Annotated in this window: 15 protein-coding genes; 11 read left to right on the plus strand and 4 right to left on the minus strand. The window is 52.3% G+C overall.

Annotated features, from left to right (window positions below; translation table 11 throughout):
* Nucleotides 1–73: 73 nt before the first annotated feature.
* The 4 genes from pruA to IPI29_02245 all read left to right on the plus strand — a co-directional run bounded on the left by pruA (nt 74) and on the right by IPI29_02245 (nt 8,861).
* The gene (pruA, locus tag IPI29_02230) at nt 74–1,621 is read left to right on the plus strand and encodes an L-glutamate gamma-semialdehyde dehydrogenase (GenBank protein MBK7411353.1); all 1,548 of its coding nucleotides are present in this window, start codon (nt 74–76) and stop codon (nt 1,619–1,621) included.
* Nucleotides 1,622–1,721: 100 nt separating this feature from the next.
* Nucleotides 1,722–7,325 carry a VCBS repeat-containing protein gene (locus IPI29_02235; GenBank protein ID MBK7411354.1) on the plus strand — a complete coding sequence of 1,868 codons (5,604 nt, stop codon included), beginning with the start codon at nt 1,722–1,724 and terminating at the stop codon, nt 7,323–7,325.
* A gap of 34 nt (nt 7,326–7,359) precedes the next feature.
* Nucleotides 7,360–7,920, plus strand: a complete 561-nt coding sequence (locus IPI29_02240) for a hypothetical protein (GenBank protein MBK7411355.1) — start codon at nt 7,360–7,362, stop codon at nt 7,918–7,920.
* Nucleotides 7,921–8,141: 221 nt separating this feature from the next.
* Nucleotides 8,142–8,861: a hypothetical protein gene (locus tag IPI29_02245; protein ID MBK7411356.1), complete on the plus strand. Its 720-nt coding sequence runs from the start codon at nt 8,142–8,144 to the stop codon at nt 8,859–8,861.
* A gap of 40 nt (nt 8,862–8,901) precedes the next feature.
* On the opposite strand, the gene IPI29_02250 is transcribed toward IPI29_02245, so the two are convergent.
* The 3 genes from IPI29_02250 to IPI29_02260 all read right to left on the minus strand — a co-directional run bounded on the left by IPI29_02250 (nt 8,902) and on the right by IPI29_02260 (nt 13,747).
* Entirely contained in the window at nt 8,902–9,360 is a 459-nt protein-coding gene (locus IPI29_02250) for a hypothetical protein (protein MBK7411357.1), read from the minus strand.
* A gap of 46 nt (nt 9,361–9,406) precedes the next feature.
* Nucleotides 9,407–11,539 (minus strand): elongation factor G, encoded by a 2,133-nt coding sequence (locus IPI29_02255; protein ID MBK7411358.1) that lies wholly within the window; start codon nt 11,537–11,539, stop codon nt 9,407–9,409.
* A 75-nt stretch (nt 11,540–11,614) separates the two neighbouring features.
* Nucleotides 11,615–13,747, minus strand: coding sequence for an OmpA family protein (locus IPI29_02260; protein ID MBK7411359.1), 2,133 nt, complete (start codon nt 13,745–13,747; stop codon nt 11,615–11,617).
* Nucleotides 13,748–13,886: 139 nt separating this feature from the next.
* Between IPI29_02260 and rplS the strand changes: the two genes are divergently transcribed.
* The 7 genes from rplS to IPI29_02295 all read left to right on the plus strand — a co-directional run bounded on the left by rplS (nt 13,887) and on the right by IPI29_02295 (nt 23,254).
* Nucleotides 13,887–14,270 (plus strand): 50S ribosomal protein L19, encoded by a 384-nt coding sequence (rplS, locus tag IPI29_02265; protein MBK7411360.1) that lies wholly within the window; start codon nt 13,887–13,889, stop codon nt 14,268–14,270.
* 36 nt (nt 14,271–14,306) lie between these two features.
* Nucleotides 14,307–15,548 carry a competence/damage-inducible protein A gene (locus IPI29_02270; GenBank protein ID MBK7411361.1) on the plus strand — a complete coding sequence of 414 codons (1,242 nt, stop codon included), beginning with the start codon at nt 14,307–14,309 and terminating at the stop codon, nt 15,546–15,548.
* The gene (tsaD, locus tag IPI29_02275) at nt 15,545–16,561 is read left to right on the plus strand and encodes a tRNA (adenosine(37)-N6)-threonylcarbamoyltransferase complex transferase subunit TsaD (protein MBK7411362.1); all 1,017 of its coding nucleotides are present in this window, start codon (nt 15,545–15,547) and stop codon (nt 16,559–16,561) included. The genes IPI29_02270 and tsaD overlap by 4 nt, the downstream gene beginning before the upstream one ends.
* Nucleotides 16,562–16,653: 92 nt before the next feature.
* Nucleotides 16,654–18,558 (plus strand): hypothetical protein, encoded by a 1,905-nt coding sequence (locus tag IPI29_02280; protein ID MBK7411363.1) that lies wholly within the window; start codon nt 16,654–16,656, stop codon nt 18,556–18,558.
* A 2-nt stretch (nt 18,559–18,560) separates the two neighbouring features.
* Nucleotides 18,561–19,298 carry a hypothetical protein gene (locus tag IPI29_02285; protein MBK7411364.1) on the plus strand — a complete coding sequence of 246 codons (738 nt, stop codon included), beginning with the start codon at nt 18,561–18,563 and terminating at the stop codon, nt 19,296–19,298.
* Between the two features lie 21 nt (nt 19,299–19,319).
* Entirely contained in the window at nt 19,320–21,251 is a 1,932-nt protein-coding gene (locus IPI29_02290) for a WD40 repeat domain-containing protein (protein ID MBK7411365.1), read from the plus strand.
* A complete protein-coding gene (locus IPI29_02295) occupies nt 21,248–23,254 on the plus strand; it encodes an OmpA family protein (GenBank protein MBK7411366.1) in 2,007 nt (668 codons plus the stop codon). The genes IPI29_02290 and IPI29_02295 overlap by 4 nt, the downstream gene beginning before the upstream one ends.
* Here IPI29_02295 and IPI29_02300 read toward each other — a convergent pair.
* Nucleotides 23,241–26,435 carry a hypothetical protein gene (locus IPI29_02300; GenBank protein ID MBK7411367.1) on the minus strand — a complete coding sequence of 1,065 codons (3,195 nt, stop codon included), beginning with the start codon at nt 26,433–26,435 and terminating at the stop codon, nt 23,241–23,243. The genes IPI29_02295 and IPI29_02300 overlap by 14 nt on opposite strands.
* Nucleotides 26,436–26,481: the final 46 nt, after the last annotated feature.

Here is a 26,481-nt window from a genome sequence, read left to right on the forward strand (position 1 = left end):
TCGTATTTGTCGTGTGATACCGAACCTACGACGAACGGGTCGTAATTTGCGTATCTCCAATTATGAGGATACGATGAAAGCGTTCAAGAACGAGGTCTATCTCGATTTCTCGAAACCTGCGATCGCAGCTAAACAACGTGCAGCGATCGATGCTGTTCGTAAGAAGTTCGGTAAGGAATATCCGAACATCATTGGCGGTAAGAAGCTCATCACGGCAAAGAAGACCGTGAGTGTGAATCCCGCAGAACCCAAAGAGATCATCGGTACGTTCCAGAAGTCTGGAGCCGATGATGCAGAAAAGGCTATGAAGGCTGCGCTCAAGGCTTTTGAGTCGTGGAAGACCGTGCCGATGAAACAACGTGCGCAGTATCTCTTCAAGGCCGCAGATGTGATGCGCAAGCGTCGCCTCGAGATCAACGCATGGATGATCTCTGAGGTTGGGAAGAACTATCTCGAAGCTGATGCCGACACGTGCGAAGCGATCGACTTCCTGGAATTCTATGGTCGCGATGCTCTGCGTCTTGCCGGACCACAACCGATCGTCCCGCAACCGGGTGAGAAGAATGAGCTGGTGTACGTGCCGCTCGGCGTAGGTGTGGTGATCCCACCATGGAATTTCCCATTCGCCATCCTTGCCGGGATGTCTGCTGCTGCCATCGTTTCAGGGAACACCATTGTCCTCAAGCCTTCAAGTGATTCACCGATGATGGGTTGGCTCTTTGCAGACATCATGAAGGAAGTTGGACTACCTGCCGGCGTTCTCAACTATTTCGTTGCTTCCGGCGCCGAAGCAGGAGACTATCTAGTAGGCCATCCTAAGACACGGTTCATCTCCTTCACAGGATCGATGGAAGTTGGACTACATGTGAATGAACTTGCCGCCAAAACAGCGCCGGGTCAGATCTGGATCAAGCGTGTTGTTGCCGAGATGGGTGGTAAGGACGGTATCGTTGTGGACTCCGAAGCTGACGTCGATGCAGCAGTTGCCGGAACCGTAGCTGCCGCCTTCGGCTTCCAAGGTCAGAAGTGTTCTGCATGCTCACGTGTGATCGTTGATGCAAAGGTCTATGATGAATTCGTGACCAAGCTTAAGATCGAGGTAGATAAGATCGTGATCGGGGATCCAAAGGATGATGTGCGTATGGGACCAGTGGTGAGTCCGCGTGCCGAGAAAACAATCCTCGATTACATCGAGATCGGGAAAAAAGAAGGCAAACTCATTTGTGGCGGGAAGAAGGTTAAGGGGCTCAGTGGATATTTCATCGAGCCTACGGTATTCGTGAACCTCAAGCCAAACTCCCGACTTATGCAGGAGGAGATCTTTGGACCGGTCCTTGCCGTATGCAAGGCCAAGAACTTCGACGATGCTCTCGCTATTGCCAACAACACCATCTATGGTCTTACCGGCGCTGTCTTTTCGAAGAATGCCAAGAAGATCGCACGCGCACGCGAGGAGTTCCATTGCGGGAATCTCTACCTCAATCGCAAGTGTACGGGTGCCATGGTAGGCGGACATCCGTTCGGCGGATTCAACATGAGTGGTACCGATTCCAAGGCTGGCGGACACGACTACCTGATGCTCTTCCTCCAAGCCAAATCGATCGCAACGAAGATCAAATGATCTGATGTACGGCATCTCCCCTTTGTGACAATCGTCATAGTACCGGCATGGTACTTCCGAGACCTTTGTGATAGAAATATCACTGAGTCTAGGAGGTACCATGTTACGGTTTATCACTACCCTCGCCTTCCTGCTCACAGCCACGCTCATACGTGCGCAGAGCCCCTTTACTGAAGTTGCAACCTCGATGCCCAATATGTGGCAGAGTATGGTTGCCACTGCCGATATCGATAAGGACGGCGATCTCGACGTCTTTCTCTCCGGCTCAACATCGCCTGATGGAAAGACTCTTGCGGTAAAACTCTACCGCAATGATGGAAACATGACGTTCACAGAACGTCCAACAACAATACCAGCCGTTGCCTTAGCAGGCTGGGCCTCGTTTGGTGACTATGACAAGGATGGTGATCCCGATCTCTTGCTCATTGGCCGTACGGCCTCGAGCGGACTCGGAAAGATCTTCCGAAACGACGGGAACTTCACCTTCACGGATATCGGCGTATCGCTGATGTCGCCAGAGGCCTCTGCATGGGCCGCATCGGCCTTTTGGACGGATCTCGACAACGACAATGACCTTGATGTTCTGTTGGCCGGTGTTGGAACCGGAGACCAAGTGGTCATCTACACCAACACCAACGGCAACTTTGCAAAAGCCATCGTCAGCTTTGAATCAGCGTTGATGGCCTCGCCGGGAGACTATGACAAAGATGGTCTCATGGACGTCTTCATCTGCGGACGGTCCAGTAGCAGCCTGAGCGGAAAGCTCTATCATAATGCAGGCGGCCTGAACTTCACGGCGGTGACGTCTTCGTTCGAAGGCTATGCCAGCAGTGCTTGGGGAGCTTGGGGCGATTATGATAAGGACGGCGACGTAGACCTGTATGTAACAGGTTGGACCGGCTCCGGTGACAACAGAAAATCACACCTCTATCGTAACGATGGGGGAACAACATTTGCAAAACTTCCAGCCACCAATATCGAGGCGGCAGACCGTACCTGTTATGCACAATGGGTGGACTACGATAAAGATGGTTCACTCGATCTTTTCGTAACTGGTTTCCATCGTGATGCTGTTGGACCGATCTCGAAGTTCTTCAAGAACACGGGCGGTTCGTTCAGCGCCGGACCAGTTTTGCGTCCAACGAATCACGGATATGCAACGGTTGCAGATCTGGATAAGGATGGAGATGTGGACGTCTTGTCCACCGGTACCAGTGACGACATGAACATCCAAAGCACTACGTCGAACTTCAAAACCGTTTTGTATCGCAATGGTGAAGGGGGCGGTGGAGGTGGCGGAGGAAGTTCAGCATGCACATGGGCGGGAACCTGGAACACGAACTGGGGCACCATGGTGCTTCAACAGGTTGCCGACAGTGTATGGGGAACGTATACTCACGACGCTGGTCGCATCAATGGAAAGGTTGTTGGTACAAAACTCACGGGCCTGTGGTCTGAGTATCCATCCTACGCCCCTTCGCATGATGCAGGAGATATCGAATTCACAATGTCCGGAAACTGTACGTCCTTCACGGGCAGCTGGCGCTACGGTGTTGGCGGCACTGCTTGGTCCGGCGGCTGGCAAGGTGAACGCGCCGGCTTCAGCGTAACCGGTAGAGTGATGCTCAATGGTAAGGGGCTTGCCGGAGTTGAAGTGTCCGGTGACGGAAAAATGGGCGTTACCGATGCAAACGGATATTTCGCTCTCAATGGAGTGAACAATGGAACGATCACTGTCACGCCAAAACGTGACGGGATGACATTCGTCCCAGCTTCGGCCACGATCACGATCAATAATCAGAACCATGTAGACGTTGCGTTCACTGCCACTGCCGGAGGTGGAACCCAACCGGGTGAAGGATGTGATAAAGCAATTGCCTCCAGAACTCCAACATGGGAAGGTGACTACTATCCCGGACTAATGACTGCCATGAATGGAGTTACTACGGCTCGTGAAGCGAACGGAACACTCCACGCACAATATTGGATCGCTCCTGGATATGTCTACCATACAAAGAGCACAAACGATGGCACAGCATGGTCAACACCGGTTCGAACTGAATCAGAACCGAACTCAAGTAATACCAACGCGCTGCTCGTTGATGCCAGTGGAACACTCCATGTAGCAGGCCAATTCAATGTAGGTAGCTACTACAAGCGTTCAACTGATGGTGGTGCAACGTGGTCAGCCCCATTCTATCTGCATGATCAGGGATGGGGTGATTGGGACTATGGTGCACTCATTGCCTTTGATACACAAGGCAGACTGCATGCCGTGTATTATGCCGCACACGGATGGAGCGATCCTCCTTACAACATCAAACACCGCATTTCAAATGATGCGGGAGTTACATGGGAATCGGAAACGGCTATAACCTCTATACCCAATGATGACGCTTTTGGGTCGGGTGCTACATCTCCTGTGCTCGGTGCAGGTCCAGACAACGCACTCTATCTTATCTACGCCGAACAGACATCTGTCACTCCTGAGAGATACAAGATCGTCTTGAGAGAGTGGCGCGGCTGGCCGTGGACTACGGGCATCACTGTTGCTTCTGATCTTGCACGAGTAGGTGGATTCGACCTCGCTATTGACGCCACAGGCACCGTACACATCGCCTACACATCCAGCAAGAACGAAACAGATGCTGGTGCAACGCAGATGACATATGTGACTGCGAAGAATGGCGTTCTTAGCACTGCAAAGTCCATCGGTGATCCGGTTCAGTTTTGGTATGTGCCTTCGATCGGCTTTGCCAACGGCAAGGTGATGATCGCAGCAACAAAGATCAACCATACCTCGAAGCAAGGTGGCGGTGCCTATGTCTACAATGTCACGGATAACTGGCCATGTCCAGTAATGGTCTCAAAGACCACTTCAGTGATGCAGACCAACATTCCTTGGACGTATTACGACCGGAAGTCTGCAGGGAAGAACGATATCACGTGGGTTGAGATGTTCGATGATCGTGCAGAATTGGTTCTCTGCGATCTCACACAGTTCGCCCCGGGATCATGTGACGGTGGTGGTGTTGTTGAAGGGCCAGCTCCTGTGACAAATGATTCCATCAACGTCACACTCAGCAGTATTGACATCAATGCTGTTGGAAATCCAACAGAATTCCCTGTTGTGGACATCAACGTTACGGTTGGTCAGGCACGTGAAGGTATGCTCGGCGACCTGACCTATGAGAACTTCGAACTCTTCGAAGACGGAGTAAAGCAATTGTTCTCTATGGACACAAAGTCCGCCAGTAAACCTGATGAGAACGAACCGGCCGCCGCAGCCATTGTCATCGATGGAAGCACGGGTATCCCGGATTCAACAAAACAACAGTTGATAACCCTCGTTCAGGGCATGGCGGAGAACATGAAGCCGAACTGGAGGATCACGCTCTTTCAATTCGCAGACGTAGTGCAGCAGAAGATCGATTTCACAAATGATGCCGGTGCACTGATACAAGCGGCACTCCAGCCCGGTCCAACGGGAGAAGAAGCTGTGATCATGTCCGCGATCACCGAAGCTGTGGACAAAGCAGCTCTGCAGCCTGAGAAATACAAGATCGTCGTAGTCCTCACAAGCGGTCGCATCACGGATCCGCAATTCGCTGCCTTTGCAACACAAAACGCTGCTTCAAAGGGTGTTCCGGTCTTCATTCTCGGTGTAACCGATATCAAGGGCGACCCAGCCTTACGTGCACTCGCTGAACGAAGCGGGGGACGGATGTACACCAAGGGCGATGATCTCGATGAAGCGAACGACGATGCTGCTTCCACGCTCGGAAACGCCTATCGTATGCGGTATACAACCACCAACCAGAAACGAGATGGATCCACGAGGAACGTGAAGGTGGTTATGACCGCCCCTCTCAAGAGTGCACCAACAACGATCATCACGAAGTCCGATTCCAAGAACTACAAAGCTCCGGTTAATACCTCCGAAGCTGTAGTCTTCATTGATGCTGAGCAAACAACGCTGCCTCCTGGAAATGCAACCTCAACTCTAGCCGTTAGTGTGCGGAACATCACGGATAGTAAGGGGCTTATGGGCGCCGAGATCAACGTTGAGTTCGATCCTGCCCAAGTAGAGCTTGTTGGCCATCGCGAAGGCGAGTTCTTAAGTCCGCCACCACGTGATATCCTCAGCGACCTGAGCAACTTCAGTGATGCAGACGTTGGTCGCATCACACTCAATGTTGTCCGCGTTGGTGGTAACCCTGCCGGCGTACAAGGCAGTGGCCCGATGTACTACCTCACATTCCGCGCAAAGAGCACAACGGCACGTTCAACGGTTCGTATCACACGCGCTCAACTTCGGAATGCTGTGAATGCGAACATCGCCGCACGTACGCGCGATGGGGAATTGGTCTGTGCAACAGCCACAAACGGACCAGGATCCGGTGTGGGATCTGTTTTCACGAACTTCAATGATGCTGACCCTACAAATGGCACGGCACAACCTGCCACATTCCAGATCACTGAACCATACGTGATCACGCGCGTACAAACCCTGCATAGCAAGGGTGGTCCTCCAAAACCACTGTCCATCAAGAACGCACAAACGGGTCAGATCTATGGTCCGTGGAACCCACGCGGAGAAAAACGCGGTACGGTCGACAATGCTCTCTGGATCGTTGACATCAGTCAGACACTCCAGCCTGGTTCCTACGATGTGATCGATGGCGACCCAGCCACGTGGACATTCAATAACGAATCTGATATGCGTGGCATTTGTTGGGTTGATGGGAAAAAGGTCAACTCCGACAAGCCTGCAGGTCACACGGGAGTTCTCCTTGGCGACTTCGACGGCAACAACGCAGTGAACTTCCCTGACTACACGGTCTTTGTGTCCTTCTGGAACACAACCGATCGTAAGGGTGATATGGTATCCATGATCACCGGTGACGCTCCCGGAGCACCGCCGTTCATGATCGAGACCTATCCATATCGTCCGGATGGTCTGGTGAACTTCGAAGACCAGATCGTCTTCGCCCAGATGTATAACTGGACAAGGGGCTTTGGAAAGATCGATGACCTCCGTACCATGCCTGTTGAGCCCCTTACCCTTAGAGTTGAGGACGTACTACTCATGAGTGGCGAACGCGAGCTCCGTATCGATGGTGTCTCTGCACGCACACTCCTTGGGCTGAGCTTAATGGTCAACGGTGAACCTTCACTCATGCGCAGTGCACGAGTGAGCATCGGTAGGTTGTTCGATGGACCGCAGACAACCCCATCCAGTTTTGTTGACCTGCGTTCCGGCGAACTTCGCACGGATCTCGTGGGACTTACACAGACGCAGGACGGAGTGAACGGAAGCGGTGGAATTCTCCGCGTACGGTATCGTCCGGTGAATGCAACGGATCGATTGACATTGAATGCCGTGGATGCAAGAGACGTTTTGAATCGCAGAGTTCATGTGATCTATGCAGAAACCACGGAACAGAACGAATCCGTAACCATCGTGCCTACCCCTGCAAACAGCAGCGTACTGCTTACTATCCGTGCTCCGCACTTTGGTATTGCAACCGCAACGGTTACAGACATCACGGGCCGGATGTTAACCACCTGGACATGTGAATTGGACGGTGACGGCAATGGCAAGGCAACGTTCTCTGTGATGGATCTCCCGCAAGGCGCATATCTCGTCCATGTTGACGCAGAAGGACATCGCTCCACAGTGCCCCTTCTCATCGTACGATGACCATTGATCAACAAGAAATCCAGTGAGGACAATCATGAAAACGACCTTCTCGATCCTAGCTCGGACGATCATGGTCATGGCATTGGCGGTGGCAGTAGGTGCGTGCAGTGGGGATGACACAACCAATCCTCCAACTCCGCCAGCTGAATTGACCATGGCCTTGGATCCATCTCCGATCTACCTCGGCGCCGGATCAACAGCAACGATCAAACTGAAGATCAACAATGCTGACAAACTTGTTTCTTGGCGTGCCGTGATCAGCTTTAACCCAGCGAAGATCAACGTCTCCAGTCTGAAGATCCGCGAGGTCTCAGACAATCTGCTCAGCAGAACGGGAGCAACGATCATTGAATCGGACAAGGTGATCGACCAAGACAACGGAACGATCACGATCAGCGCTCTTGGCCAGAGCTCTGGATTCACGGGAGTAACGGGAAGCGGAACAGTGGCTCAATTCACGATCTCTTCTCCGACTGCCGACCCAACCAGTGCAATCACGCTGTCAACTGCCGAGGTCTACACCTATCCGGTGACCAACCCTCCAGTAGCCAAGACACCAACAAAAGTTTCTGCCGACGTTAAAAAGCCCTCCTAGCGTCGTCGACAGATAACACGACATGCGCCCCGTGAACGTCCAGTTCACGGGGCGCTGCCGTAAGAAAGAGGCAATAGTCACCCCGAGCGAAGTCGAGGGGGGCGCGAAGAGGCGAAAGGGCGAAGAGGCGAAGAGGCGAAAGGGCGAAGAGGCACGACCGTCACAACGTCATAACGTCATAACGTCATAACGTCATTAAGTCATAACGTAGATTTGCGAACATGAAAACTGTTGTCCTTGCTGTTGTTGTCATTGTTGCCACAGCCTCTGCCTTTGCACAGGACTACGGGCTATTTCATGGTACGTGGTTCCATGCGAACTTCCTCGATGTGCTGAAGAAGACATCGTCCGTCGAAAGGGCAATCCAGGCGAAGGGGGCAGACGAGCCATTGTACATCAGGATCGACTCCACGCATCAGGACGGAAAGATCGCTGCTGGCATGAACCTCGGTGCTCCTGAAGAGCTGGTTATGCTAAAGACATCCATTCCCAATGCAGGGATGAAGTGGGCGATAGGAACCATCGACCATCCTTTCTGGATCGTCACCGTTGATGAAAGAGCACAGTCATATATCGCTCTTACCAAGATCGACAGTATGGAAGGTAAGCCGGTTGTGCTTGGAAGGTTGCCATCCAAGAATCCGGATCCAATGTTCATCCTCAAGCGGATGATCAATGCCTCAGTATTGTCCGGCTCCTGGGTAGATGCTAAGGGCAAGGAAACGATCTTCAGCAATGGTATGGTTGCCACGATGGGTGGATCCACGTTCACCTACGATCTCTCCATAAACGCACTCAACTACACCATCACGCTTACGGCAACAGAGGGCAAACCGAAGAGTTACATTGTGCAGCGCATGGGAGATGGTCTAACGCTCACACCGCTGCATGGATCGAAGACCACCCAGCAGCCCATAGCCCTGAAAAGAAAAACGCCGTGAGGCGCAAGCCGCACGGCGTTCATTGTATACTCGATCAACGTTAGAGTTTCAGCCCGAACAAGCTTCCGAGCGCATTCGCACTCGACTTCACAGAGCCCCACTTGGATGTTACGTTCGAGGCTACTTGGACGCCCGACATAAGACCGTCAACCTTGCGAACATCGGCAAGGATCTTTGTTGCCTCGTCCTTCAAGGACATGAGATCCGATGCACCCTTGATCTGTTTCAGCATTTTGTCAGTATCGCCATCAAGAGCACTGACCGCACTTGTGATACTCTTGGCCTTGGCAGGGTCAATACCAGCCCCCTTCAAAACACTTGAGAACTGATCGATATTACCATCAAGGGCTTTTGTTGCCTTGGTGATACTACTTGGGTCAAAACTACCGACTTGCGTAGATGCTGCTTCGACGCTCTTTGGCAGACTTGTGCCGAGCTGAGCAACCATGGTGGAAGATGCCAATGCCAAAAAAACGATCGAGGTGAAGACTCGGGTCACAGAACACTCCTGATTGATTCGATAGAAAGTGATTCGATGAGCAAAATTAGTCTTCATCCTTGGCATGCGCCAGATATTCCTGATGCAGCTTCGAGGCGATCTGATTGGCAACAGGGACGTATTCGGCGAACTCAGCATCGAAATTGGCCCTACCAGCTGTTAGACTGCGTAGGACAGTGGCATATCGATCGAGTTCCACCAGTGGCATACGACATGTTAGGATCTGGTAATGTCCATCGGCATCAACACCGATGATCTCTGCCCGACGCAGTGGAAGATCGCTCATTACGTCGCCAACCTGATCTTCCGGCATGAGAACCGTTACAGTATACATCGGTTCCAAGAGCTGCGGGTCCGCATTGATGAACGCTTCTTTGAACGCCATACGCCCAGCCGTCTTGAAGGCAGCTTCATTGGAATCCACGGCGTGCATCTTCCCATCATAGACACTCACTCGCACGTCGCGTACATACGAACCTGTAACGGGACCCTCGGTCATCTTCTCCATCACACCCTTCATGATGGCCGGCAGGAATCGTGCTTCGATCACACCACCAACGATGCAATTCAGGAAGACCAGCTTTCCACCCCACGGCAGGTTTGTGATCTCCGTGCCACGAACGGTCAGTCCGGACGGATCAGACATCCCCTCAAAGTAGGGTTCAACGCGCATATGGACCTCTGCGAACTGTCCGGCGCCCCCTGTCTGTTTTTTGTGTCGGTACGAGCCATCAACGGACTTCCGAATGGTCTCGCGATAGGGAACTCGAGCCGGCTGGAATTCAACATCAAGTTTGTATCTGTTCACCAAGCGGTGCTTAGCCGTTTGTAGGTGCATCTCTCCTTGAGCATGCATGATCACTTGATTGAGTTCAACGGAGTGCTCTATGATAAGCGTAGGATCTTCTTCGTGCAGGTGGTGCAATGCCACACCAAGTTTGTCTTCCTCGCCCTTGCGATTGGAAACAACGGATGTCCGCACACGTGGATGAGGGAATTCGATAGGGGGCAGAACCAGGTTCATGCCTTTTTCATGGAGGGTGTTGTTGACATGTGTGTTCTTGAGTTTCACAACAGCGCCGATGTCGCCTGCTTCGAGACTCTCAACGTCATGACGCTTATGGCCATTCACTACAAAGAGTTGACCAAGGCGTTCTGTAACACCGGTCTGCTCGTTCACCACGTCCATGCCGTGTTTCACTATTCCGCTGTAGACGCGGAAAAAGGACATCTCTCCTACATTCTGTTCAGAAGTTGACTTAAAGACAAAGGCGCAGGTCTTTCCTTTTGGATCTGCAGGCAACTCCACTCCACTCAACGTCTTTACGGGCGGCATCTCCACAGGTGCCGGGATCACGACATCGATAAAGGTCATCAGCCGTCCTGCTCCCATGTTATTCTTAGCACTTGTGCAGAACACCGGAACGATCTCGCGTTTGATGAGCGAGTGTGTGAGCCCCGTTCTCATCTCTTCTTCCGTGAGCTCCCCTTTGTCGAGGTAATGATCCATGAGATTCTCATCGTTTTCTGCTATGATCTCGATGAGCTCATTATGAAGTTGTGCAGCTCGTGCCTTCTCTGAATCAGGGATATCTGTCTTCGTTGGCGTTCCGCCTGAGGCAGGGAACACATAGGCCGTCATCTTCAAGACATCGATGATGGTATTGAACCCTGTGCCTTCGTTGAGCGGGTATTGTACCACGGTAACCTCGCGGCCGAATCTATCCTTGGCTTGTTCAACGGTCCGCCAAAAATCACTATGCTCGTGGTCTACCTTGTTCACTACGCAGATCACAGGCGTCTGGAACTGTTTTGTGTATTTCCAGATCGTCTCCGTGCCTACCTCAACCCCGTTTGGACTGCTCAGGACCATGATGCCGGTGTCCACAACACGTAACGCACCGATCACCTCACCCACATAGTCAACGTAGCCCGGTGTGTCGATGATGTTGATCTTGTAGTCTCGCCATTCGGCAAACATCACCGTTCCGAAGACGGAGGAATTCCGTTCGTGCTCGATCTCGTGATAGTCAGAGACCGTGGTATGTTCTTCTACAGTTCCGCGCCGGGAGATCTCATTGGATTCGAAGAGCATTGCCTCAGCCAATGTAGTCTTGCCGGCGCCTCCGTGGCCCAGGAGGGCAACGTTTCTGATGTGGTGGGCATCGTAGGTCTTCATAGCCTGTTCCCATATGTGAAGATAATGGGGAGAACATACGGAAAAAGCTATGTGGCTATCCTGACGTTTGTCATGTTACATCTCAGTGATCCTGAAGTCCACCCGACGGTTCTTCTGCCGATCTGCATCCTTGGTGCCCTTCACCACCGGACGGGTCTTTCCGAAACCCTTAGCGCTCAATCGAGCGGGCGGTATGCCCTTTGAGCCGAGGAAGGCCAAAACGGCATCGGCCCGGGCCTGAGAAAGTACGTTATTATGTGCGTCGGTTCCTCGGTCGTCTGTATGACCTTCGATGGAGATCTTCATCCCTGGGTATTGGCCAAGCATCGCAATGAGTCGCTGCAGTTCAGTACCGCTTTCCTGACGAAGTTCCGATCTGTCTGTGTCGAAGAACAGATTGTTCAACCGGATCACCGATCCAACGGCGATCGGCTCAAGGTAGAGATCGCGTTCTATCACTTGATACGTTTTGATCGTTGGCAGGTCAATGTTGTCACTCACCGGAAAGAACCCTTGCTTCTCAGCAAAAAAGCCATAGGAATGGCCGCCAGTGAGAACCACCGAATACGCGCCGTTACTTGGCTCGCTCACGGCCGACCCGATGTTTGTGTTTGTGGCAAGATCCTCGTAGCGAATACTCACGCCAAGGGGCTCCTTGGTCTTTGCATTAAGGACTCGGCCCTTGACGATGACAATGGCATCAGGCAGGAGTGACCGCGAAGCAGCATCCTGCGGAAGGTCCACACGTATGATACCATCATTGTAACCGTCACTCGAGTTCACATAAGCATACTTGCCGGACGGATGAATACAGAAATATGAATCCCACGTGGGGGAGTTGATGGTTGGCCCGAGGTTCATTCGAGGCGACCAATTGAGCCACGTATCGTCGAGCCTCTTTGAGACAAAGACGTCGTCACTTCCATAGGTATCGTGACTCGAGTTGAAGTACAAGGTCTTGCCATCGGCTGCGAGGTATGGGCCGCCTTCATTGCCCGGACTGTTCACATTACGTCCGAGATTAGTGAGCGGACCATACGAGCCGTCAGCATTACGGAAGCTGACGTAGATGTCCTTTTCACCAAGCGTGGATCCTTCCAGATCGCGCGTGAGCAGCATTACCGAACGATCAGCGGTCAGACATTCTTCACGTGAACTCGCACGGTTCACGTATGGCGGTGCTTCGATCGGCTCGGGTACAGACCAACCATCTGCCGTTCTGCGCGATGTGGAAAAGCCCCCTCCATTAGACGAACCATCCTTGTTGTATCTGCCCCAAAGGAACAGTTCGTTTCCGTCCTGTGAGACAGACGTGATATTGTTTGGTGCTGCGTTGTTCAGCGGAGTGCCGATGTTTCGGCCCTTTGTCCATGTTGAGTCTGTGAGGGCGTCTGCTACAAAGATGTTGTCGGACGTTGCACTGTCTGACAGGATGTAGTAGAGCTGTTGACCATTCGGTGACATCACTGGATATCGAGATCCGGGACCAACTAACTCTTTCACGAGTGTTTTGCGTGCGCCGATGAATGCATTCGGTACAATGGGTAGGGGGCGCTCTGTGTACGAAGCATCGAAACGATCGAACCGACCAGTGATGTTCCCGGAGGCAAGAATTCCAACGGCATCGATGGTTGATGAAAGACCTGAGAAATTGCCGTTTAGGGCATGATCCTCTATCACGCTATCATTGACAACAACTTGAAGCCGACCTCGCGAGCCACGAACAGTCATTGTATTCGGGCTGCCATTGGGTTTGATGCAATCGCAGAACCGATCTCCTGAATTATTCGGACCGGGTGCACTCATTGTTGTCCACGTGTTCGTCTTCTCCACCCACCTCCCAACCCAGATCGATCGATTGCCGCCGGCAAGTTTGAAGATATAAAACTCACCTTTCGAGAGTAAGATCAGACCGAGACCTTCGTTGGTCGTTGATACATCCATGATCGTAACAGCAGAGACCGACCAGTCAAAACGTGCATCGATAGGACGATAGGCAAGTGTCCAATAGTTATTCCCGTTGCTCACTTTGAACTCTATCATACCCTTGCCATAGGTTCTCTTGAGGTTCTGATCTGAATATTCACCGGCCCACGACCAGTGAGGTGGCTGGGCATCAAACGTTTCGTGGATCTCGCGTTTGACCTGAGCCGTGGAAAGGAGTGTAAACCCGATCATAATCAAGATCGACAAGCAGATGGTGCGCATGTGGTATGTGATTGTGGCGAAAAGACCCACAAACGTATGCTAACTCCCATATCTAACAAACACTTGCTTCATATGGCCCCTTTTTCGTATGTTTGCCGTCCTATCCAAACCGCAACTCAATTCAATTCGGAGCCAAATAATGCACCCAAAGGTCAAGAACCTCGAATCGCTCGCCTCGGCGGAAGCGTTCGAGCAGCGCAAGTCCAAGGCCGGTGAGGCATCGCCTGAGATGCCATCCTTCCGTCCGGGTGACACAGTGAAGATCGCTGTTCGCGTGGTTGAAGGCGAAAAAGAACGTATTCAGCACTTCCAAGGTGTTGTCATCGCTCGTCGCGGTAGCGGCATGAACGAGACATTCCGTGTACGGAAGATCTCGAATGGTGTTGGTGTGGAGCGGATCTTCCCGGTCAACTCCCCAACGATCCAATCGATGCAGGTCCTCAAGGAAGGTACCGTACGTCGCGCCAAGCTCTACTACCTCCGCGGTATGAGCGAAAAGAAGATCCGTCAAAAACTGTCGTAATTCAGCGGGGCTTCGGCCCCGTTTTTTTTGAGCCCTATGAACGTAGCACTCATCACGATCGGAGACGAAGTCCTGATCGGACAGATCATCAACGGCAATGCCGCATGGATTGCCGATGTTGTTACGCGTATCGGCTGCCGAGTGGTTGAGCATTGCACAGTGGCAGATCAGGCCCCACAGCTCACTCAAACCCTTGATCGGTTGCGAGATACGTGTGACGTTCTGTTGTTGACAGGGGGCTTGGGGCCCACACACGACGACATCACAAAGCCCGTTCTCGCAGACTACTTCAACGATGTCCTCGTTGAGTCGGATGAATGGATGTCGCATCTCCACATCTGGATGGCTGCCCGCGGCAGGGAGGTCACGCAGCGTAATGCAGGGCAAGCCCTCGTTCCGTCAACCGCCCGCGTCCTCTCCAACCCGATCGGTACTGCACCTGGTATACTCTTTGAACGTGATGACGTGATCGTTGTGGCAATGCCCGGCGTGCCCGATGAGATGAAGGGCATCATGAGGGATCATGTGGTGCCCCTTCTCGAAGACAGAATTCGTGAGCAGGGGGCAGAGTGCACGCAATACTACACGATGCTAACAACGGGGATCGCAGAGAGCTCGCTAGCCGATCTGATCGGCGAGCCCTCGGAGTTTCTCGGAAGTTCCACGTTGGCCTTCCTTCCCAATTATCAGGGCGTTCGATTACGGATAGGTGTTACAGCTGCTGATCATCACGATCGTGAGCGAGAACGAATGCGCATTGCATCGATCCTGCGGGAACGTGCCGGACGTTTCATCTTCGGCCACGATGATCAAACATTGTCAGAGGCTGTTGGCCTCCACCTTAAAGAACGAAACGAAACCATCGCAGTGGCTGAATCGTGCACTGGTGGACTCCTCGGTGCAGCCTTCACTGATGTGCCCGGTAGCAGCGCATGGTTCCATGGCGGAGTGCTGACATACACCAACGAAGCAAAGGTCCGCGAGCTTGGAGTGTCACAGACCGATCTCAACAATGTTGGTGCTGTAAGCGAAGAAGTTGCCTATCAGATGGCCAATGGTGTTCGTTTGAAGTTCGGAACAACGTATGGGATCGGTATCACCGGCGTGGCCGGACCCGACGGCGGTAGCAAGGACAAACCTGTTGGTACGGTCTGGATCTCCGTTGTAGGTCCAGTTGATCATATCACGATCAAGCATTCTTTTGGCAATAACCGTCGCATCAATCGTGAACGAAGTGTTGGTGCCGCCCTTGGAATGTTGTGGAAGATCGTACGATGACGATCCTTGCCATAGAAACTTCGTGTGATGACACAGCAGCTGCTGTAGTACGCGATGGTGCTGTGCTCAGCAACATCATTTCATCGCAGGACATTCACGATCACTATGGCGGCATCGTCCCCGAACTTGCCTCCCGTGAACATGTCAAAGGCATAGCTCCTATTGTCCACGCAGCGATGCAGGAGGCCAAGGTAGACATCGACGCCGTAGATGCCATTGCCGTGACCTATGGCCCCGGTCTCGCTGGTTCGTTATTGGTTGGCTGTCATTTTGCAAAGGGGCTTGCCATGCGCCATGCAAAGCCCCTTTATCCTATCCATCACATCGAAGCACATCTTTACTCCGGATATCTTGAAGATCCGACCCTGCCGTACCCAAGCATCTGTCTTGTGGTGAGCGGTGGACATACCAGCATCTTCCACGTAACAGGTCCTACATCGTATTCGGTCATGGGCTCTACGAAGGATGATGCTGCCGGTGAAGCATTCGATAAGATCGCGAAGCTCGTCGGTCTCGGATATCCCGGCGGTCCGCACGTTGACCGGCTGGCGCGCACAGGGAACTCCGCAGCATTCGATCTACCGCGCGGTTTGATCCACGAGCCAACCTATGACTTCTCCTTCAGCGGACTCAAGACCGCTGTCCGACGTGAAGTTGAGAAGATGCGGTCGAAGGGGACAGAGCTTCCGATCGAAGATCTCTGTGCTTCGGCACAAACAGCAATTGTCGATGTCTTGGTATCGAAGACCATGCGTGCCGCAGATGATCTCAAGGTGAACGCCGTAGTGATCGCTGGCGGCGTGAGTGCGAACTCTGAGCTTCGCTCCCGTATGAGCGCTGCTGCTGAACAGCGTGGGATCGCATTCGTTGCACCACGCTTAGGATACTGTGTTGACAATGCGGCGATGATCGCATTTGTGGCGCAGATGCGGATCAAGTCAGGCATGACAGAGGGGTTGGGAGAACAAATTCCAAGCTTTTCGATTGAGCCAAGACCAATGAGATCTCGTTGAGATCGTATCATTATCAGTGGCTCAAAGTGTTTAACTAACTTCCGCTGTCTTTTTCCCTAGCATTGCCGAACACTTCAAACTTGGCTCACGACATGAGAGTATTGATCTACTTCTGCGTTCTTGTATGCTGTACTATCGTTTCCTTAGGACAGAGTCTGGAGATCGAAGTACCCAGACCAGGCGCTACGTATTACGTTTCTCCTGGAATTCCCGTTGGTGTGGTCGGGGCGGCTGATGTCGATGGAATTTTATGGCAGCTTTCAATCGACAATGGACTAACCTTCAGCAAGCCACGGCCAGGAGTGGGGATGTATGGTCCTTTATCGTTTTGGGGTAAAACAATCACTTCCTGCTTTATGTGGGCTTCTGGTTATCAGAGTGTTCCAAAGAAAACAGTGATGGTGCTTCCACTAACTTCTCCAATCACCTCAGCTCTTGCAGATCGCGTTGTGATTCCGCGCGATCGGAAGTCTGTCTATATAGCCCACCAAAACACAAGTGGTATAACGATCATTGACTTGGCTACTTGGGCTCGTCGCTCTGTCCACTTTCCTAATGTCAGACGGGTACTTGCTATCTCGAGAGACGGCCGATATGTAGCAATTGAAGACATTTCCAGAACGAGAATTGCAGAAGTGTATGAGGTTGAAGCTCCTCAGACCCCTGTTTATGCAATTCCGAGTACGCTTGGTGCAATGGAGCACTATGCCCTCATTGGTGATTCCAAAGAGCTGGTGTTTTCGTTCAGCAGATCATTAAAGCGACTTGATTCAAGTGGCTCGAAGATTGTGGTCGAACGTGTTTTTGATCAGGTGATTCGACAACTTCACCCAACTCCAGATAGTACAAAGATTCTCGTAGTTACAGATGACTCGATATCTCTGGTGGAAACCGAAACATTGGAGAGCAATTGGTCTGTGTCGTCAAGTATTTTGATTGAAAGGCCTCAGTTCTCAGGAGATGAGACGCTATTCTCATGTAAAACGTACGTTGGGCAATGCGATATCCGTGATTTTGAAAGTGGACGTTTGGTTCGACGACTACCAGGGTATTGGTCCCAGTTATCGGTGTTTCGTGATGCCGATAATGAGGTCGGTTTGATTCCTCCTCTTTTTGTTAGAACAGACCATTCAAGAGGAATGCGTAGTCATAGCTTGGGCAAAGTTGAGAAAAGCAAGGATGATAGGATTCTATCGTCCCGTTGGGATATCGCTAACGATAGTGTCCTCATTGCAACGCCTTCGGCTCTGTATTACATCAATGTCGGTCGAGAGCCTTGGCACCTCTCCGGAGAAACGGCTGGACCGTTCACACTACGAGGTGAATCAGCCCCGGACCGGCCACTCGTTGCGTCACTTGGATCAGTTAGCACAAAGATTGGTGTTGATACCTCGTTCAGGTACACGTTGACAATTGCTCGTCCGGAGGATATTCCGGTGTCAAAGGTGATTGAACTTGAACTAGAGTGGGACGCTAAACTGGCACTTCCGATTCCTCCAACTCCCATCGGCGCAAGCGTACAAGGCTTCCGTCGGGTTCGGATTCCTATCAACGTCAAGCCAGGAGCACGTACCTATGTAGGTGATGTGTTTGTTGCAACAGCTTTGGGTCCACAGTTAAGCTCTGCGGTGGTTGCAACTGCAGTTTTCGTTAACAACGCTAAGTATGATGTCGTTTCCCAAAATGGTCGGATCTCTGTTAGCGACACATGCCTCAAATATCCCAAATCCAGTAGCTTCTTTGAAGGGCTTCTACGATATGCCATTACTTGGCGCGGTAGTGAACTTGGTGTTACCTCATTGGATGGATCAGTGATCGATGATGTTCGTGTTTCCGACCTGTCAGGTGTTTTCGTTCCGATGACTATTGATCAAATCGATAAAGGTAGTGGACGGTTTACATACGTGTTACCTGACGTTGCAAGCGGAGTGTACTTCGTTTCGATATATGCAAACGGTCAATGGGTAACGTCACTCTATAACAGAACGAGAGAGTGATCATGCGTACTATACTGTGGATCGCGGTGCTCTCAATTTCAATCGAAGGGTATGTTGAGTGCAAAGCACAAAGGACGCGCTGGGCGCGATCAGAGTTCGCTGCCGGAATAGTGCGTGTTGAGAACGTCGTGAATTTCTCCGATCTACCAAATATTGAATTGTGTTGTGGCGCGTTTAGCTCAGCTACGTCAGACAGACTCATGATCACTGTTGGTGGAGAATGGCCATTAACGCAAGCATTTCTCCTAGGGTTCCGTCTGGGTAACGCCAACTATTCCGATGTATTCAACGCCACTGTCGACGTCCCGATCATCATTGGAGATGAGGTACGAGATGTCACGTATACAACGCAAATGGAAACGCGGGTCTCAGGAATCAATCTGGACGTCACGTCCAAGTTCTTTCCGGTTTGGGGTCTTTGGATATCCGCTGGAGTGAGAACATCCATTCTTCTCGAACACTATGCTACGATTACCGTGGATGCTGAGAAGGTAGAATATCGGACATCACTGAATGATGGTTCACTCTACTTTTCGGGTATTGGATGCATTGGTTACGAAATCCCACTTGATAGCGAGGGGGTCGTACTCTTGAATCCAACTCTTGGAGCGAGTCTTGGCCTCGGTGATTACAATAGTCTCGACTGGAGGATCAACACGCTCTTCGCTCAGATCGGAATAGTTTGGCAGTGGGGCTCGAAGTTGATCGACGACGCGGACTCAGGTGACCAATTCCGGTAACTACTCTATCAGCGAGGGGTTATGAAGTCCATTGCATTGGCAACATTCTTCGTTCTGTTTTGCACATTGGCATCGGCTCAACTGCGGATCACGTCGCCAAATGGCGGGGAGATCTTCGATAGTGGCACAACAGTTACGTTGCGATGGACCGGCACAGCATTCCCGGATTCAGTAACGATAGAATACTCCATGGACAGTGGAGTCACGTGGACAGAGATCGTGCGCAACTGGCAGCAGACAACATATCAATGGTTGGTGCCTGGTACACCTTCCAATACCTGCCTGTTGCGTGTAACGGGGCCAAACAGAGCGTCACCCGGAGGAACGATATTCCTGAGGGATACAACTCGACCCGGAACGTATTCTCACAACTCCATTGACCTGACGAATGACGGAACGCTTGCCGTTATCGCCGACGAGGATGGATTTGTAACGGTGTTCAATGCTGTGACGGGTGAGCAGATCACTCGGCGTAGAGTTCAAGGCCCAACCGGTTCGGGTGCCCGCGTGGTTCGTGCGGTACTATCCTCGGACGAGACATTTGTTGCGGCATTGACCGAAAGTGATAGCGTTGTTATCCTTCGTATGCCGGATCTCTCGATCCTTGATCGATGGGAAACCGGCATACCAAAGCGTGTTCCACTCGAGGACCGATGGATCGCCACACAACCCGGCGGAACACGCATAGCGGTTTCGAGCTTCACCCATACACGCACGTATGAACGCAATGGAGTGGTAGTTGCCGATGTGGCTACATTGAATACGTCGTCGAACACCTGTGTTGATTGGACACCCAGCGGAGATCGGATCGTGGCAAGCAGTGGAGCCCAGGGCCACGTCCTAGCCGATGCAACCACAGGTGGTGTGATCCGATCCTATCCAACACCATCATTCTATGGCTTTGTCTCTCCGAATGGCCTGTACCTTGCTAGCCAATCAAAGAACACACAGGCTGTTACGATCCGTGATCTTGCCACTGGGACTACAGTTGGGACTGTGCCGTCAGGTGCTGGTCTCCTTCCATTTGGCATCGCTTGGTATCCTGACAATACGATCGTTCGAAACGCCGGCCCATCTGGAGGTCGATTAGAACGCTATGCTATCGATGGGACAGTCATTGATACCCTCACCGTCCAACCGTTTGGGTTTGGTTCCACAACATTCAACGCTGATGGTTCTGTGATCGGAGGTGCTTCAGGGGGCTTCTCTGTAGTCATTCGTGTTGCTCAGCCCCCTATGCGTGATCAAGATGTATCGGACGCCGTATGGACCATACGATCGCCTATTCCAGCTGACAGTGCTCTACTCTCGATCGATACCGTCCGCACAACATCGGTTTCTAACCTATCGATACCAGTTCGTCTTTCACCGAGGAATGCCACGGTATTGAATGGTGCAACATCACTTGACATTGATCTCTCATGGAATTCAACAGTGGCCGTTCCACACGGGGCAACGCCAGTAGGAACCTCCATCGCAGGAATTCGAAGAATCACCATCCGTGTGCCTGTGGTGCCTACACAGGACGACATCGTTGGTGAGCTGGATCTAGCTGCTGCACTTGGAAACGATTCCACAACGATGATCCGGATCGATGATGTACGTGGGGTTGTTGACCCAACCATGATCAAACGCTTCGACGGAAAACTCATCCTCACCGATCTATGCCAACAAGGAGGAGTACGCCTCCTGAATGGTGATGGCACGGCTGCGATCACGGCGCGATACGTTGAACCACTTCTTGAATGCAATTGGACAACCATAGAGGACGGAGTGCATGAGATCCACCTCTGTACTACCACAGGTGAGCAGCGAACTCTATGGTCCGGAAATGTCTCTCATGGAGATCATTTCACAAGTGTGGATCCCGGTGCGTTGTCAAGCGGTATCTACATGATCCTCGTTCGCACGCCAACCATGGAGCTTCACTATCCATTGATGGTGATTCGATGATCATCATTCTTGTCTTCGCCGTGTTGCTATCCACAGCAACTGCACAGGATGATCTACGTCCGCGTTACGGACTCAATGCGGGAGTTGGCATCGCATTCCACAGCTCTGACTTTACGGGTCTGCCGAACGTCCCATCATGCTGCCCAGGCTATGAGAGCGGTACCGGACTCTCTCCGGTGGTAATGGCAGTTGGCATGTGGCCAATGAGTTCATCGCTCTTGATGAGTGTTCGCCTTGGCTATGCCCCTCTATCCGGAAGTATCTCCAGGGAAGAAGCAACAAGGATGGTAGTTGGTGGTGTGCTTGTTGATGGAATGTTTGAACACAACATCGATGTAACACTCAACGCCATCTCGTTGGAGCCAACGGTATCTGCGCATGTAGCCGGACCGATGTTCATCGATGGTGGTGTGCGTCTCTCGATGTTTCCGTCACCCGCGTATGCACAGAAGGAAGAGATCATCAGCCCGTCTACAAGCGGGACGTTTCTTGATCCGTCCGGCGCTGACTCACGGTCACGAACGCGCAACGTATACTCGGGAGAGATGCCGTCTACATCCTTCCATGCAGCCATCACTCTCGCACTTCGCGCGGAATTTCCTCTGAACGTTCAGCAAAGCCTCCTCTTGGTGCCGGAGATCGCTGTCGGGTATGGTCTAACAAACATCGGCGGAGTTGATTGGAAGGTTCATCCGTTTCGCGCCGGTATCACAGTGTTGTGGCAGCCAACGGATGAGAAGCCCCTTCACATGAACGATGCTCAGGTTCCGCCACCTCCGGTTGTACCTGCTGTAGTGGCACAGAATTCAACCATCATTCCACTTCCGAAGAACCTCGACGTGTCGTTAGGAGCCTTCACACGTAGCCCCGGTGGCACGTTGGACACTCTCGAACGGATCGTTATCGACGAAACGATCTCCGAGCAGATCACCGCTGTTCTTCCCATGATTTTCTTTCAGCACGGTAACGATGAGATCCCAAGTAGGTATTCTCATCGTAGCATGCGAGATGTACCTGTCTTCAACAAAGGAGAGTTGTTCGGGAAGGGGGCTTTGGATGTCTATCATAACATCATCAATCTCATCGGCGTGAGAATGAGGGAGCACCCACGCTCAACGATTCAACTCACCGGATGCGTCATGCCGGATAGCATAGAGTCTACGTCCTCTGGTCTTGCACGCAGGCGTGCTGAGCATGTCCGTGATCTGCTCGTAGCACAGTGGGGGATCGAGCCACAACGGATCATCGTTGAGGCGCGTGAGCTTCCGGCCCAACCGAGTAGTGTGAGACATGACGATGGAAGGTCAGAAAACCGGCGAGTGGATATCTCGTCTGATGACCCGTCGATCCTCGACCTTGTTCGAGTTGAGGATACGTTGCGGACATCATCGGCTCAAGACATCGTCTTGCGGATCGGGGTAGTGTCTGATACCACCATAACATCCTGGTCACTGCGTTGTTTTGCCGGTACACGTCAGTTGCTAACGCAAGGTGGCAGTGGCTCGCCTCCAACGGAGATATCAATCCCGTTCTCCTCGCCCTTCACAGAGGACGCGATACGTGCTGAACTCATCGTGGTGAACGATGGAGGAAGGCAGCGCATAGCAGAGAGCACGATTCCCGTTGAGATCACAACGCTTGCGAAAAAGGCTGAACGACGTATGGGGCTAAAGCGGATCGATGAGTATGGATTGATCCTCTTTGCCTTTGGAAAAGCTTCACTCGAAGGACCTAACGCCCGTATTCTGGATCTGATCCGAAGTCGCATTGAACCGGCATCAAGCGTTATTGTCCGAGGTCATGCCGATAGAACCGGATCGGCAGAGGTCAACCTACGTCTAACGCAGGAACGTGCTGAAGCTGTTGGCGCAGCGCTCAAACACCCTCGCATAGATGCTCGCGGCGTTGGACAAAAGAACATGCTCTATGACAATGAACTTCCTGAAGGAAGGTTCTATAACCGAACGGTCCGTGTTCGGGTAGAGACGCCTATCGCACCATGATGAGCAATGCCGAGGACCCACAGCGAACTACATACGGACCAGCAGAGAGATGGCTTGGGACTGACGCCCGCTGTTGGTTGTGTGCCAATTCTTCGGTCTGAACGAGACATACGAATGCGCCATTTAGGGCATAGAGCTCAATCGCTCCTGTCGACCACGGCAGAACGAACGTTGAGCCCCTTTCGATCATGATCGCTTCCGAAGTCGAATGTGGTCTTATCTCGTCGACACTGGTGAGTGTCTCTTGGTCGACCGTATGAACAACGATCTCGGACTGTGTTGGAAGGTCCTTTGTTGATGCTGATTCGATGCGCATCGTGGCAATAGCCAGTGAGCCGTTTGCCATCATCACAGCTGATGGTCGCATGTCAACGTCCGACCACACAAGACCCTGTATGCGCGTAGCAGCGAGGTCGTCATCGTTGATGTGGACCGCAGCAAGATCGTTGCCGGATGGCCATACGATGACGTTGCCAGACGTGCCGCGGACGACAACTGCCTGAAGGAATCCAACACCGATCGTCGTGTCTCCATTGATGATCTTTTTGGCCGATGCCTGTGGATTCACAACGCCCCATATCTCTCCATTTCGCATCCAACAGAGACCCGGCTCATCGGTGCTGATCAAGGGTCGTAGCAGACGAACTCCACGATCATCGTCTGTTGTAGCGATCGATGCCACAACTGGTAGGGGGCTATCCGTTACCGTACCTCGGTGAAGGGTGATGTCTCCGTCCAACCCATTGCGAACATCGCCGTCCTTCTCTGCATTCACCGCGAGCATCAACGCACCGTCCGCACCTATGGCTACGTCCCATGCACTGAGTCCACCAAGACCGGCAACGAGTAGTCGTTCGTCCGACAAGGTATTCCCACTGAGAACGCGAATGTCAGCCGGTGCCATTGGCGATCCGGTGAGTGTTGTTCCATCTGTTGTCGACGCAATGATGATCGGTGCGGAGCCGGTAGAACGAGCAACAGCTGATGTCACGGCTCTTCCCTGGATCACGTGTCTTCCCGAATCCAATACTTGCAGATCTGCATTCACTCTCCACGTTTGAATGCTCAGTGCACGCATGAACGCTGCCAATGCTACAGGGGTCGATTCAAGAGTTGGTCGATCTTGATCGGACACGATCGCCGTCAAAAAGAGGGTTCCATCATTCATGGCAATGAGGGATGGCGATGTGACATACTTCACATTACCGATGTTGACGCTGCGTACGGAACCGCCGTCTATAGCGGTGAGTGTGATCGATGTTGATGTAGAATTCTCTGCTGCAGTGACGATCTTCCCGGCGATCTCGCAGACTGACGGGTGTGCATTGATGGACGTAGCTGATGCTACCATCCCCGACGAGTCATCCAGCTGCGCAACAACACCGTGTGGGTCTGAGTCATTGCGAGGTCTTCCGGTACCGATGTCAAAGTGACCACTTCCATAGAATGACCACGATCCAAAGACCGAACCTGAGGCTTCGTATTCGAGACGGCCGCTCGCATGCGCTGTCCACTCCGGTACATCGATCGTGAGTGTTCCTGTACCGCCCCCTCTCACGAATAGACTTGCAACGAAGAGGTCAACTAGACCACGTACTTCACCAGTGATCGATGCTGTGCCGCTGCCGTCTTTCCAGACAAAGGACTGACCCTCGGCGCGGAACCGTGCATTGATCGAGAGTTCACAGCGAATTTCTGAAATGATACCGGCGCCAGGCAGATCGTTCAACAGAGCACAAGCCTCACCGATAAGGGGCAGGTCGCAGATCGGTCGGATCTCGTCATTCAAGAGGGAGGTGAGATTGCGTTCGTCGCGGAAGAGCTTTACCGGGAAGTTCAGTTGTGTGGACGCCTCCGACTCGAGAGAGGTGTTCGTAAGCCAACCTTCCGTCGTGCCTCGGACAGTGATCTCGTACTCGTGATCCTTTCCAATAGCGATGCCTCCGGTACCTTCGATCGTACCCTGACGGCGTTCTCCTGATGACGAGGCTTCGAAATTGAATTCGAGACCTGTAGGGAGAAGTCCCCATCTTCCTCCAACGTACGGGACGATGGTTGGTATCGAAACGTATGCTTCAAGTTTCGGATCTGGCCAGCGAAACTCTCTTCGGTATAGAATGGACCGACCTTGCACATTAGACGTGAACTCCGAAGCGGGGGAGGCCCACTCAGGTACTAGAACTACATGTCTAGTAAGGGGCTGTGCATCAACCCGGGCAGCCGTGCCGGCCACGTCAGCAGCGCCAGTGATGGTAACGGTGCCAACGGGTAGGTCCCGTCCAACATCGAAGGTGTGAGTGGCGATGTTTCCGGAGAGGTTGGCATCCACGCGTTGTCCATTCACAAGGAACCAAGCTGTACGATCGTTCTCTGCAGCACCGGCCCAGTCGATCGTTGCTTCGTGGTTGTCCTGTGCCGACACGTCGCGGAGGTAGATCGACTCTGTTTGCGAGGTCACGTTTGTGACCGTAGGCGACGAAGGCTTTCCACTAATGGAAATCGTTGTCTCTCCATCATTCACTGCCATGAACGCAGATGCCGTTGGGGTGAGTCGCAGCGACCAAACATCTCTTCCGCCATTCGCGGCAGAGGACTGAACTGTTCTCATGAGACCTAGGTAGTCACCCCGACCCGTCCTCCCGCTGCCGGAGCCAGGGTTATGGGAACCAAAAAAGATCCCTTCCCACACGCCTTTGGGCTCCGTGACCTCCGATGAGGTTGGGCAGTCTTTTCCGCTGATCGTTGTTGTCCACCCGTGCTCTGTAGGATCGTCATTTCCGTTCAGTGCCTGATCCGGACACATCATGATATCAAGGCTGCCGTTGTCATGGACCGTTGCCCAAACGGCCATTGAACCAACATTGACCACAGGTGCGCTACCATTGAACGTGCAGCCGCCGCACTCATATGTGGCAGGAGTGAATTCTACGGAGATGATCTTGGCAGCACCAACGTAGTGTGTTCCTGGGAACTCTGTATCCACGATTCGTTGAAGATCGAATGGTTCGGTGCGGAGTCGGATCGTATGATCGCCCGGACACGGATTTGCCTGGACGAGCGACCAGTCATACTTCACAAACGTTGCAAAGGCATCCACACGCAACTTCTCATACATCTGCGCATGAACCGGTGTTGAGAATAATACGATCGCAACTGCGATCGTGTAAAGAACAGTACGCATAAAGAAGGCCCGATCATTACAACGTGAATGAACGGGCCAAAATGCG

It is taken from the genome of Ignavibacteria bacterium (genome assembly GCA_016707005.1).
GTDB lineage: Bacteria > Bacteroidota > Ignavibacteria > Kapaibacteriales > Kapaibacteriaceae > UBA10438.